Genomic DNA, 13031 nt, shown 5'->3' on the forward strand with positions numbered 1-13031 from the left:
CGTACCTTTATGAAACGATTGCGACACGCCTGCGCAGCGTCCACACAAGTTGGTTCGTTCCGCACCAAGTTTGGACGCCGATCGCGAACGCAATCTGTCAACATAATCATGCGAGGGGCGGAATGGTCCGCAGCGCGACGTTCACTGATTGATCTATCAGTCGGCGTTGAGGAGGGCCCTGCAAGTCGAGAATGATTGGGGGCGATGGTGGTTGATCTCTTGGTAAAGTTGAGACCGCCACTTTTGAAATTAAACAATTCGGAGGACTTTTATGAAGATGGTGAAGAGCCTGTTGCTCGCTTCGGCGGCGACGTTGATCGCCTCAGGCGGAGCGCTGGCCGCCGACCTGCCGGTAAAGGCCAAGGCGATCGAGTACGTGAAGATCTGTTCGCTCTACGGCGCCGGCTTCTACTACATCCCAGGGACCGATACCTGCATCAAGCTGGGTGGCTACGTGCGTGCGGAAACAGCCTTGAACACCAACGGTGTCTACGCGTCGGGGCGAGTCAACGGCGCGGCTGGAGCCAACAACCGCTTGAGCAACTACTACACTGCACGTTCTCGTGAGGATCTCAACATCGATACGCGCACCGCGACTGAATACGGCGTCGTCCGCACCTTCTTCGATGCGACCTTCTCCTGGACGTCCGGTGGCTATACCGCAACCGGTGCTGGCGGGACCACCTACGCTGGTGATAACATCGCCGGTGGCACGCTGGGCGTCTACTACGCTTTCATGCAGTTCGCGGGTTTCACGTTAGGTAGAGCGCAGTCCCAGTTCTCGGCACCCTGGAGCAATTACCCGGGGAACAACTTCGACGGCTTGCCGGGTGGCGGCGGTTGGGAACCCGTGAGCCAGTTCGCATATACTGCTGACTTTGGTCAGGGCATCTCGGCCTCCTTTTCGGCTGAGGATCAAGTCACGCGCTACACAACTAATATCTGGAACGTGAGCGCCGCGACTGCAGCGGGTCTCGCCACTGGCGCCTACGGTGCCAATGACATCGGTGGGTCGCGAGCGCCCGACCTGGTCGCGATGCTCCGTGTCGACCAGGCTTGGGGCCTTGTCCAGGCCTCGGTGGCCGCACACGACAACCATGCTGCCTACTACGGTGCGTCCGAACTCACCGGCTACCCCGGTGATAAGTGGGGCTGGGCTGGACAGCTGGCCTTGTCGATCAAGAATATCCCGACCGGTGCGGGTGACTCGATCAACGTGCAGGGCGTGTATACGAATGGTGCGAGTCGTTACAACTTCCAGCCGTATGCAGCAACCGCCTTCGCGATGTACAGCGGTAGCGGTTTGGCCGGTGCTTATCAGAGCGTTGGCCTTGCTGGTGTTTCCGACTCTATCTTCGTGACAGGTGCTGGCCAGGAGTTGACCACGACTTATGGCTTCAATGGTGCCTACAACCACAACTGGGATCCGCGCTGGAGCACCTCGATCTACGGTGGGTGGGCTGCTGTGCGATACAACAACACGGCCAAGGGCTACATTTGCGGCGCCTTCGTTGCAGGCCTCGCGCTCTCGAGCGGCGTTCCCGGATGCAATCCCGATTTTAACTACTCGGTTGTTGGGATGATCACCCGCTGGACCCCGGTCAGGAATCTGACCTTCTCGGCCGATCTGGCTTACAGCATGCTCGACCAGAAGTACGCGTCCGGAAGCACAGTGGTATTGCCGGCGCAAGCTGGTATCGCCAAGCCGGGCGCAACCTACGAGCTGAAGGATCAGAATACGTTGAGCCTGCTGCTGCGAGCTCAACGCACCTGGTGATTTTTCTCAAACTAGCGAAGGAGAAAAGGCAAGCACTTCATAATCTCAGTTAACCTCCAAGAAGGCCTCCGGCATGCCCGCCGGGGGCCTTTTACTACTCGGATCGACGTTATTTCTGCGAGGGCAAAAGGACACAAAGTGGCGATGGCGATTGACAATTTGCTCTGGTGAGGTGAGTCCCAGACCCCAATTCAGAATCCTATTTCGCGGCCCTCTGCTTCAATATCAAGAATGCGCCGACCTTGCCGTACACCACGATCGATTCGCGCTTCATGGCGGGCAACGCCACTGTAGAATGGCTGGTATCATCGAGGCGGTGTCATCTAGGTCTATGGGATCGGAGAAGACGGCGTTCGGGCCTTCACCGATTTCGGCATCGAAAACTTGGTCGAGACTCGACCGGATACACAAAGAAGCCCGACTTGCTCAGCGCTGGCCGCCCGAATAATCCAATCGGCCCACCTACGTGCGTCGCAGGACAGTTGATTTCAATCAGTCGATCGAGACCGTTATGGTGCCAACCGTGCGCGGGAGGACGGATTCGCGAGAGGAGCCCGCCGCGCTGGAACAAACGAGACGCTAATCCTTCGAACAAGGTGCTGATTTGCAGATGCAAAGCGTTTTTGCAAATGGAGGGTGCAAATGTCCTGGTTCTTACTAGCTCTGACTTTCCCCCAAGTTTTATCCAGTCCTGAGTTCGCCCCGGCTGTTGGATTTGCACGGTTAGGCGGTGGTAGCGACGGGAGCTGGCGCGGAGCGCTCGGCATAGCTCAGCGAGCGATCCCGGCGCGGATGGCAGGTCAAGGCAAACTCGGACGGCGTCTTCCATCCGAGGGGGCCGTTGCAATCGGCCCGCCATCATCCGAGCACGACGCGAGCCTAGACCGGCGACGTGAACAGCGTCTCTTTCAACGGTTCATCCCGCAGCCGGCCGTTGCAGCTCTCGATGAAGGCATTCTGCGTGGTCTTGCCCGGCGCGATGTAGTGCCATGCGACACGGCTCCGGCTCAAAGAAACAATTCAGTTGCCCAAAACGGCATTGAGCTTTCCGGCGCGCGAATGACCACTCGCTCGTCAAGGTCTGCAAACATTGGAAGCGTGTAAAGCCTTGTGGTTCGGTCATGGTGAGCCACCTCCGCACAGACGAGACTATTGGAAATCGCCACACCGTGAGCAGCCCGCGGGCAAAGCCATTTCGCCGCACCACCTCCGACTACCCGCGGGCCTATGCCGCCCACCTCTCCGCAACGGATGATCGGCTTCGCAACCACTCCCACCTCCATTCGTCGCCCGTTGCTCCGAAACTCCGAACACTCCGAGACTCTAACTATTGCTGAATGAAACTCGCTAGCAGGTCAATGCGCATCAACCCGGTGAGAGTTGCGATTGCCAACCCGAGCTATCGGCCGGACATCAGGCGGTTCTGGCTCGCGTGTTCGCCGGCCCCTCACGCCCGGTGCACTTGGCCCAAGCCATTAGGCGGTCTCCTGGCTCCACCGGATCGAAATCGCGGCGTTCAGAGCCAGCGTTTGTATAGCATAGCCTGTTTGCCGGGCTGGGAACGGCTGATAACGCTCCTGAGTACGGGTCGCCCGTTATCGAGAATCGCGCTCAATTCCAATTCGGCATTGATCCGTCTGAAATTGGTATTGGAGTCGCCAAGGACGCATCGGCCACAATTCATTACGAACCGTCTCAAGCTCGCAGGGGCTGAGCATGAGCGAATTGTTCTTGGAAGCCAACTCAATGCCCCCGCAGACTACACGTCGGCTCTTCGGAGCTCGCGGACGAACTCGGCCTTGATGCAGCAGGCATCCAAATTGATATCGGCAAAGACTGCGGCGCAATTCATCTCGATTACCCGCCAGCCGCGAGCATGTCGCGATAGTAGATGAATTAAGAACTTGCTGACAAATCTGCCAGCTCTATGCAGAGTTGGTGAGATACTTAGCGTCGAATCGGCGAACAATTTTGATGCACTCCGGCTGGCGAGGACTTTTGCACAACGGACAAAGATCTTGTTCGATGGGGCTACCAAGGAGAGATTGGCTACGCGCTGCAGGCCGTTGGCGTGCTCCGTTGACTCCCGCCCGCGAGCGGTAGCATCGTTGGCAAATGGTTGCTGGTAGCCGACTCCAGAATTGTTTGCGTGAACAGCAGCTGGTGATCAGAGGTGGAGGCTCGTTTCAAGGAATGAATACCGGGCAATGAGGAAGGCGGTAAAATGAGCGCTCACGATTGGTGTTACGATTCGCTGCTGGCCGTGGCCAAGAAACTTCATTCCGGACAGGTGTCGCCCATTGCGCTGACGGAGTTCATGCTCGAACGCATCGACCGGCTTAATCCGCGGCTCAACTGCTTCCTGACGGTTACTCCGGAGCTTGCTCTTCGACAGGCGGCCCAGGCTGAGGCAGAGCTTAGCCAGGGGCGCCGCCGCGGCCCCCTTCATGGGGTACCGATAGCACTGAAGGATCTCTGCTTTACCAAAGGTATAGCGACTACGAACGGCATGTCGTTCCAGAAGGATTTCAAGCCCAATGAAGACGCGACCGTGGTCCGTCGCCTGTGTGATGCCGGTGCAGTGCTGCTAGGTAAGCTACATCTGGCCGAAGGCGCAGGCGTGGATCATCATCCAACTTACGGCAACCCTGTGAACCCTTGGCGGGATGATCTGTGGCCTGGAGGGTCGTCCTCAGGCTGTGGAGTCGCGTTGGCTGCTGGTTTGTGCTTCGCGGCTATTGGCTCTGATACGGGAGGATCGATACGCTTTCCAAGCGCCCAGAATGGATTGACCGGTCTCAAGCCGACATGGGGGCGAGTAAGCCGATATGGGATATTCGATCTCGCGCCTTCCTATGACACGTTGGGGCCAATGGCGCGATCCGCTGCGGACGTGGCAGCAACGATGGGCGTCATTGCTGGACATGATCCCTTAGATCCTACCAGCCTACTCGATCCGGTCCCAAACTACCTGGGAGCCCTGGGCGGAATAGAATGCTTGCGAGGTGTCAGGATCGGCGTTGATCGTGACTACAATGGCGACGGCGCCGAGAACCAGACCATCGACCTTCTCGAAGATGTGGTGCGCTTTTTCGAGTCCCTAGGAGCGGAGATCAAGCCGATCACCTTCCCCGACCCAAGACCGATGATGCGGCATTTGTCGAAGGCGCTACAGGCAGAAATTGCCAGCGTGCATGCCGGAACTTATCCGGCCTTGGCCGATCGCTACGGACCGCGATTCGCAAAGAGCATTCAATCCGGCCTTGGTGTGAATTCCTTGGACTATGCCGGAGCCGTGATCCAGCGTGATCGTTTCAGAGGGCTGCTTCGTTTGACGCTGCGGGAAGTCGATGCGTTGATCATGCCAGTCAGTAGTTTTCAGTCGCTGACGTGGTCAGAGTTCGAACACATGATCGAGACTGAGACTGGATTTCGTTTCACTATCCCGTTCAATGCAAGCGGCAATCCGACCGTGACCTTTCCCGCCGGGTTCAGTGAAGAGGATAGGCCGCTCGGCATTCAACTTGTCGGAACTCATCTCTCCGAAGCGCGGTTGCTACGTTTCGTACACAGTTACCAGATCGCTACGAGCTGGCACCTTAGATGGAGCCGAGGTGCCACAGACCGGTAACTTCTGGAGTGGTAAGCAACCCCGGATTTTCTTTTAAACTTGGGTGAGCTCGATGAGGCGTTCGACGTCGGAGTCGATGAACGGATAGACACCGTCTTCGCCAACGCCATAGACCCATATCGCTCCATCCTGGATTTCCATTTCATTGGCGACGTCTCGCAACCAGTGTTCGACTTCGCCGCGTCCATCGCTGCCTCGGTGATGGCGGTGACGTGACAGACCTTGTTGACGCGTGGCCGTGCGACGATCCGCGCGAGGATAACCGTAAGCCACGCCGGCGGGTTGAGCCGTACTCCTCAAATCACGGTGCGGCGAGTCAATGCCAAAATGGTATCGATACTTCCAAAATTGGTATTGGCGTTGCCGGATGCCGTGAATCACATTGATCAAACAAAATTGATACATTTGAAGGGACGAGACCCCCATGCGTGTGACACCAAAACTCTCGTTGCTGATCCTGCTTATTGCATTTATCGGCCATTTGTCTCCGACGCTTGCACAAGCGGAGGACCCTCTTTTCGCCTCGATCCGCCGGGCCGGGGGAGCCAAGGTGGCGGTAATTGCGCTGCCCCCGTATATGATAATGTCGCCGAACGGAGAGGCTACGGGTACTTCGATTGACCTGCAGAACATGGTTCTAGAGGGCATGGGCCTGCCAGCGCTTACGCCGGTGCTCACGGATTGGGCTGCTATGATCCCGTCATTGCAGGCCCGCCACGTCGACTTCGTTGGGGCCGGTTGGGACATCACGGCGGAAAGCTGCAAAACCGTAATATTTTCGACGCCTTTCTATGCATTGCAGGCGGCGCTTTATGTCCTCCCAGGAAATCCCAAGCATCTGACTACTGTAGCAGACGTCGCGCGCGGACCCGAGATCAAGATTGCAATTATAGGTCGATCGAGCGGATATCGCAGCTACTCGCTTAGTCGAGGAGTCAAGCCCGAGCAAATCTTAGACGTTCCTGACCATGAGGCTGGCGTCGCGAGCGTCCGCGGCGGTCGGGTAGACGCGTTTCTAGTCGGTCAATTCGGCATCCCGAATCCGGAGCAGAAAGGCGTCGAAGAGGTCGTCGACGAACAATCGCCCATCACCGCAGGTGGCGTGGTATTTCGCAAGGAAAATGCACGTTTCCGCGACGCATTCAATGAGCAGCTCAATCTCTTGATCAAAAAGGGCGCGATCCAAAAGCTGTACGAGAAGTACGGAGTCGCGAACGGCGATGCGAGGGTCCGGCTACTCGGTAAGTATGCAAAGGCGAGCGACTTCCTGCCAAGCTGCGAGTGAGGCGCAACGGAGGCCTAAGAAATCAGAGGCGATTGGCCGTGAGCGGCAGTTATCTTGTCGTAAGAGGCTCAATCTGCCGCCGGGTGGGGCTGGTCGCCGTAGGGACGCTGGTTCCCCAGCGCCCCACGCCCAAGATTTATACGTGCGGAGCTGCCGCGTCACGACACGTACAATTGGGATGCGGATGACAGGCGCGGACTTTCGGAATGTATCGCCCAACGTAACGCTGGGACCGCTCCCAGGTCATGCGGAGCGCTAGTTGCGTCGGCCAAGGTAGCGCCATGGCCGGCAGCGCGGAACGTAACGAGCAATTTCAGTTCCCGCGAAACGCGTGGTAGTACAGGTACCGCTGCAACCGGCGACGGAGCCTGGCGCCTATTGGAGCAACGGAGCGCCGGGTTTGATTAGGCCGTATCGTCTCGCGCTAAGCATCGCTCGCGGATGTCGGCATCGAGCATCCAGTTCATCTTTCCTGATGGATGCCGATCCAGAGTGCGTCCAGGCTTTCTTCAGGCTTCGCCCCTCCCGGAATCCGTAGGAAAAGCCCTGGAAGTCCGCCTCGTACATTGCATTCAGGACAGTCGTAACCGCGTGCTGGACGATCTTATCCCCAGCGCAGCGATTCCGAGCGATGTCAGTTTGCCATTCAAGTTAGGGATATACACTCAGCGAGACGGGAGTGCCTGGTAGCGGCCTGATTGGGCCGCGTCCCAAAGCGCTGCTATTCGCTGTCGAGCCCTTCCTCATAGTCGCGCCGCGTCACCCCGTCGACGCCGGGCTCCGCGGAGCGCTTCAGTCGCCTGAAGCTTTCCGTCAGCAATTCGTGCGTCACGTGATGCATCAACACCCGGAACTGTGTCTTCCTATACCGTCTTGCCAGTTCACGTATCGCGACCAGCCTCGCCGACCCGCTGGTCCGGCTTTGTGTCGGGGGCGCGGGAAGATGTCTGCTATTGCCCTTGGCTGCCCGCGGACCCCGGTGTGGACCCGTCGCTTTTGTTCAGGTCGTTCATTGGTACTATACGGACATTCGAGTTCTCGTCGAACGCCGGGCTTATGGCATTCGCCTTTCCCAACCTGCCCGAACGCTGTTCGTCCCCGGGCGGCGACGAGATCTCTCAGTACCTGTACGAAGGAGTTCTCCGCATGCTCAGGGTCTCTGAGCGCGTGGTTGAGCGGCTCGCGATATGCGCCGCCCGAAGTGTTGCCTCCGGCTTAGAATAACAGCGTCAGCGCTCCAGACTTCCGATTTCGCGGCTCAATGGCTGGCCTGCAGTTTCCCGTATCGACGCTTCGAAGTCGTCCTCACGGACGCCGCCGCATGATTCGGGACCAAGGTGGGTCGCTATTCCTTTCCTGTATCGAACTTTCATCGACTATCCTTCGCCAGTTTCGCTGGCGCGGTATCCGTTCGGTGAAGCTTTCAATTACCCATAACTTTGATCACCGGGATGATCCGCTGATCGGCGAAAACTTGAATCGAAAGAATCACTTGTGATTCCTTTCTGAGCACCTGATTCGCGAGGGGTGCTCTATGGGGCTGACATTAAGGGATCGATCGGCAAAAGGCTGTTTGCCGTCCTTGGGAGGTGAATGTTGGATTGATGAGAGAGTAGTGGATGCGAGTTTAGGGACGCGGGGCTCGGCGACAGATTCCGCAAACTGCTCACGCAGATTGGAAGCGCCATGGGACAAAGCATTCCGCTCGTCTGCCAGGATTGGGCGAATACCAAGGCAGCCTACCGCTTCTTCTCTAACGACCGGGTCAGCGAAGTGGACATTCTGGCCGGACATTTCCGATCGACACGTGACCGTGCCGCCGCCACTGAAGGTCTGGTTCTTGTGCTGCACGATACAACCGAGTTCAGCTATCAACGCGAGAAGTCAGAAGCGATCGGCATCACCAAGAGCATAAACAGTGGATGGGATAAGGCCAGGTCGCCTCAGATCGCACCCGGTTTGCGGCATCCTGATGCATTCGAGCCTCGCGGTTACAATCGAGGGGGTGCCGCTGGGGTTGGCGGCCGTTAAGTTCTGGACCCGGAAGAAATTCAAGGGGACGGCAGCGCTTAAAAAGAAGATCAATCCGACCCGGATTCCCATCGAGAAGAAGGAAAGCGTCCGGTGGTTGGAAAATCTCAAGCAGTCTACGCAACTGTTGGATCATCCGGGACGATGCATCCATATCGGTGATCGCGAGAGTGACATTTACGAGCTCTTCTGCGCAGCACAGGAGATCGGAACTCATTTCCTGATCAGGACCTGCGTCGACCGCTTGGCTGGAGACGGGGATCACACGATCGCCGACGAAATGGACGAGGTCGCCGTCAAAGGGCTCCATCGCATCGAAGTCAGAGACAGCAACGGCGATCCCGACCAGGCCATTCTTGAGATCAGGTATCGCGAGATTCGCGTCCTACCGCCGATTGGAAAGCAGAAGCGCTATCCCGCTCTGACCCTGACGGTGATCCATGCCGAAAAGCGCGGGACGCCGAAAAACAGAAAGAAGATCGATTGGAAGCTGATCACCAACCTGCCTGTTGGTTCCCGCACCGACGCCATTGAGAAGCTGGAATGGTATGGTTTGAGATGGAAGATCGAAGCGCGACTGGACCGGCGTCGCCCCTGATTCCGCGACCACCATCGCCGGTACGAAGCCAGGTTGATGGGCGGCATCCCTCGCCGCAGCCCGAAACGATGGTCGCCATCGCAGCAGCAATGAGCGCGAAACGCCCTACCGCCCCGCTGTTGCTGCAACTTGGCGCCGCGTTTGTAAGCTCTCCAGGACGATCCGAGCTTCTCATCCTCGACCAGGCCGCCGTATCCTGTCCACTACTTCAGGCCGTTCGACTTGGGGACTGCACCTATTACCTGATAAGGACAGTTCTCAACAACACGCCTCATTCGGCAGGCGGCCTTCACCGACTTTCAATTACCCACAAATTCTCCTCCGACCATGGCGCCCAGCGCGATGTCGGTGAGGCGTGGCAGCCCGCGCCACATGACCGTATTGCCGGGCGGCGGATCGCCGGCGCGGGCGAGGTAACCGCCGAGCCGGGCAATCTTGATCAGATAGTGCGAGAGCGTTTTCTGGCTTGTTTTTGGTTTGTCGTTCACGAGGCGATCGAGCACGCCGATTTCAGTCGGAGTCGCGAGGGTTGGCGGCGCGTCTGGGGCGGAACGGTTGAGCATCGTCATCCAGAAGACCCGCCAACGCAGGATGCAAAAGAGCGAGATCAGATTGGTCAGACGCTGGGCGGTCCTGAGCTTCGACTCCTCAGCTTTGCAGCCCGATTTGAGGATCTTGTGGAACACCGAAAGCGCATATCAATTCCAATTGGATATTGAGCCCTCCAAAATTGGTATTGGCGTCGCCACAGGCGGTTCCTTTAACAAACGCCTTGCCATGCTCGTCATCTACCACCACGACAAACGCGGTCTGGATGCCGCGAAGGTTAAACGCCGAGGGCGGCGCGGCGGTATCTCGGGCGCGTGACTTTCGGGCAAGGCGCCCATCGAAGGCAAGCCAGGCGCGCGGAGGCGTGGATAGCGCAGGCCGGCCGAGACTTCTGAAATAGGGCAGCAACGATGGACCTGAATTTTACTGAAGATGAACTCGCTTTTCGTGACGAGGTTAGAGCTTTCTTCCGCGCCGCGGTTCCGGTCGATATCCGCGAGAAGCTTGTTGCCGGACTGCACCCCGACAAATGCGACATGAGACGCTGGACGCGTATCCTCGCGGATAAAGGTTGGGCCGTGCCGCACTGGCCGATCGAATTTGGCGGCACAGGTTGGGGGCCCATCAAGCAGTACATTTTTACGGAGGAGATGAGCCTGACGCCGGCACCGGCGCCGCTCGCCTTCGGCGTGAACATGGTGGGACCCGTCATTTATACTTTCGGTAGCGACGTCCAAAAAAAGCGCTTTTTGCCGCGCATCATCACACTGGAAGACTGGTGGTGCCAGGGCTTTTCTGAGCCTGGGGCGGGCTCCGATCTTGCTTCCCTCAAAACACGCGCGGTGCGCGACGGTGACCACTACGTCGTCAACGGACAAAAGACCTGGACGACGCTTGCGCAATGTGCCGACTGGATCTTTTGTTTGGTGAGGACAGATCCTGAAGCGAAAAAGCAGCTCGGGATGTCGTTTATCCTGATCGATATGAAAGCGCCAGGCGTAACCGTGCGTCCAATTCAGATGATAGATGGGGGACACGAAGTTAACGAGGTCTTCTTCGACGACGTGCGAGTGCCGACCGAAAACCTCGTCGGTGAGGAGAACCGCGGCTGGGATTACGCCAAATTCCTTCTCGTCAACGAGCGCTTCCACATTGCCTGCGTCGGCGTTTCCAAGGAACGCATTCGGCGCATCAAGGACCTCGCCTCGCGGGTGCGTTTCGGCGGGGGGCGGCTGATCGACCAAGCTGAGTTTCGCGAGAAGGTTGCCGCAGTCGAAGTCCGGCTAAAGGCGCTCGAGATTACGCAGCTTCGCATGCTCGCCAATGAATCAAAACGGCAGAAGGATTCGCAAGACCCGGCGAGCTCGATCCTCAAGATACGGGGTGCCGAGATTCAGCAGGCGACATCGGAGCTTCTGATGGACGTGGTCGGCCCTTATGCCTTGCCTTATCGGTCGGAGGCGGATCTCGAGCGTCGCAACGATCCGTCGATTGGCCCTGACTGGGCGCCAACGATCGCACCTGCATATTTTAATGCCCGAAAAGTTTCGATTTATGGCGGCTCCGATGAGATCCAAAAAAACATCATCGCCAAGGCGGTCCTGGACCTCTGACGACCCAAGATCAACTTCGGAAAGCAGGGCAGGATCTACTTGCGAAGCGCCAGAAGGCGGCCGCCATCCCTATTCTCAGGAGAATTCCAGGCATGGACTTTGAACTTTCAGAGGAGCAGCGTCTCCTGAAGGACAGCGTCGAGCGTCTAATGCTCGAGAATTACAGCTTTGAACACCGTCGCAAATATCAGTCCGAGCATTCACGCTTCAGCGAGACGATGTGGAAGCGCTATGCCGAGCTTGGCTTTCTCGCTCTGCCATTCTCTGAGGAACACGGCGGCTATGACGGCGGCCCGGTCGAGATGATGATCGTTATGGAAGCGTTCGGGAAAGCTCTGATCCTCGAGCCCTATCTCGCAACCGTGGTCCTTGCCGGCGGCATTCTCCGGCATGCGGGAAACGAATTGCAGAAATCCGCTCTGATCCCGGCGATAGCGGAAGGCCGTATGAAGCTCGCCTTCGCATATTCCGAGTTGCAGTCGCGCTACGACCTTTTCGACGTCGAGACGTGGGCCAAGAGAGATGGGGAAGCTTGGATCCTGAATGGTCGTAAAGGGCTCGTGCTTCACGGTGACGTGGCCGACAAGATTATCGTGTCGGCGCGGACTACAGGTGCTTCGCGGGACAAGGACGGAATCGGTCTGTTCCTGGTAGATGCGAATGCGCCGGGGCTCAAGCGCCACGGCTATTCGACCCAGGATGGGCTGCGTGCGGCCGAGGTAACGCTCGACAATGTGCGTGTCGATGTCGCCAATGCCATTGGCGATCCGGCAGGCGGCTTCCCAGTCATTGCCCGCGTGTCGGACGAGGCGATTGCGGGCCTTTGCGCGGAAGCGATCGGCTGTTTCGCTGAAATGCAGGCGACCACCGTTGAATATCTGAAGACCCGCAAGCAGTTCGGCACGACCATCGGCTCATTCCAGGTGCTGCAGCACCGGGCGGTCGACATGTTCATCGAATTGGAGCAATCACGCTCCATGGCCATATATGCCACGATGATGGTCGGGGAAAGCAAAACCACAGAACGCGAGCGAGCGATCTCAGCAGCGAAGGCTCAGATTGGCCAGTCCGCGAGGGCGATCGGGCGGCAGTCGATCCAACTCCATGGAGGGGTCGGCATGACCATGGAGTATCGGATTGGCCACTATTTCAAGCACGTCACCATGATAGATACCCTGCTGGGCGATGCCGATCATCATCTGCGCCGGCTTTCAAATCTGGGCGGCGTCATCCATGAGCTGGAATAGTCGTACACCTTGTCTCTCCGCACAGAGCGGCGACAGAAGTGAACCATCGGACCTTCGTACTACGCGAAAGATGCGATTTTCCGGATGAGCCGGCGGCGGCCCTACGCCTTGTGCATTAGGACGCAGGCTGGATCGCGCAGACAATTACGGCGATCCTACCGACGTTCATGAGCGCTTCCGGAGGATTGTCTTTACACGAGCTGTTCAAGCTGGGCTTCGATCCAAAGGAACGGCCATGAGTGAATCGAGAGGCGTCGAAGCCAGCGCGAACTCAATGCGGGCTGCTTCTTGATTCTGCGT

General features: G+C 57.8%; 10 protein-coding genes and 1 pseudogene. 9 read left to right on the forward strand and 2 right to left on the reverse strand.

The window, feature by feature from the left end:
- Nucleotides 1–271: 271 nt before the first annotated feature.
- Nucleotides 272–1777, forward strand: a complete 1506-nt coding sequence (locus ACNJX8_RS09380; RefSeq protein WP_439360367.1) for a porin — start codon at nucleotides 272–274, stop codon at nucleotides 1775–1777.
- 723 nt (nucleotides 1778–2500) lie between these two features.
- Here the strand turns inward: ACNJX8_RS09380 and ACNJX8_RS09385 are convergent.
- A pseudogene (locus tag ACNJX8_RS09385) lies at nucleotides 2501–2776 on the reverse strand (integrase core domain-containing protein); the annotation flags it as partial.
- Between the two features lie 1225 nt (nucleotides 2777–4001).
- Between ACNJX8_RS09385 and ACNJX8_RS09390 the strand changes: the two are divergent.
- The 5 genes from ACNJX8_RS09390 to ACNJX8_RS09410 all read left to right on the forward strand — a co-directional run bounded on the left by ACNJX8_RS09390 (nucleotide 4002) and on the right by ACNJX8_RS09410 (nucleotide 9322).
- Nucleotides 4002–5408 carry an amidase gene (locus ACNJX8_RS09390; protein WP_439360368.1) on the forward strand — a complete coding sequence of 469 codons (1407 nt, stop codon included), beginning with the start codon at nucleotides 4002–4004 and terminating at the stop codon, nucleotides 5406–5408.
- 39 nt (nucleotides 5409–5447) lie between these two features.
- Complete coding sequence (locus ACNJX8_RS09395; RefSeq protein WP_439360369.1) at nucleotides 5448–5624, forward strand: hypothetical protein; 177 nt, start codon at nucleotides 5448–5450, stop codon at nucleotides 5622–5624.
- A 208-nt stretch (nucleotides 5625–5832) separates the two neighbouring features.
- Complete coding sequence (locus ACNJX8_RS09400) at nucleotides 5833–6693, forward strand: transporter substrate-binding domain-containing protein (protein WP_439360370.1); 861 nt, start codon at nucleotides 5833–5835, stop codon at nucleotides 6691–6693.
- Between the two features lie 1662 nt (nucleotides 6694–8355).
- Complete coding sequence (locus tag ACNJX8_RS09405; RefSeq protein ID WP_439361860.1) at nucleotides 8356–8724, forward strand: IS4/Tn5 family transposase DNA-binding protein; 369 nt, start codon at nucleotides 8356–8358, stop codon at nucleotides 8722–8724.
- The gene (locus ACNJX8_RS09410; RefSeq protein ID WP_439360371.1) at nucleotides 8711–9322 is read left to right on the forward strand and encodes a hypothetical protein; all 612 of its coding nucleotides are present in this window, start codon (nucleotides 8711–8713) and stop codon (nucleotides 9320–9322) included. The genes ACNJX8_RS09405 and ACNJX8_RS09410 overlap by 14 nt, the downstream gene beginning before the upstream one ends.
- A 299-nt stretch (nucleotides 9323–9621) precedes the next feature.
- Here ACNJX8_RS09410 and ACNJX8_RS09415 read toward each other — a convergent pair whose 3' ends face one another.
- Complete coding sequence (locus ACNJX8_RS09415) at nucleotides 9622–9891, reverse strand: hypothetical protein (RefSeq protein ID WP_439410318.1); 270 nt, start codon at nucleotides 9889–9891, stop codon at nucleotides 9622–9624.
- Here ACNJX8_RS09415 and ACNJX8_RS09420 point away from each other — a divergent pair.
- From ACNJX8_RS09420 to ACNJX8_RS09430, 3 genes are all read left to right on the forward strand, one after another.
- Nucleotides 9878–10189, forward strand: a complete 312-nt coding sequence (locus ACNJX8_RS09420) for a hypothetical protein (RefSeq protein ID WP_439410319.1) — start codon at nucleotides 9878–9880, stop codon at nucleotides 10187–10189. The two genes, ACNJX8_RS09415 and ACNJX8_RS09420, sit on opposite strands and share 14 nt — an antisense overlap.
- A gap of 92 nt (nucleotides 10190–10281) precedes the next feature.
- The gene (gene pimC / locus ACNJX8_RS09425; RefSeq protein ID WP_439360374.1) at nucleotides 10282–11484 is read left to right on the forward strand and encodes a pimeloyl-CoA dehydrogenase large subunit; all 1203 of its coding nucleotides are present in this window, start codon (nucleotides 10282–10284) and stop codon (nucleotides 11482–11484) included.
- Nucleotides 11485–11576: 92 nt separating this feature from the next.
- The gene (locus ACNJX8_RS09430) at nucleotides 11577–12731 is read left to right on the forward strand and encodes an acyl-CoA dehydrogenase family protein (RefSeq protein WP_439360375.1); all 1155 of its coding nucleotides are present in this window, start codon (nucleotides 11577–11579) and stop codon (nucleotides 12729–12731) included.
- Nucleotides 12732–13031: the final 300 nt, after the last annotated feature.

The organism is Bradyrhizobium sp. SPXBL-04, assembly GCF_051853035.1.
GTDB classification, from domain to species: Bacteria; Pseudomonadota; Alphaproteobacteria; order Rhizobiales; family Xanthobacteraceae; genus Bradyrhizobium; species Bradyrhizobium zhanjiangense.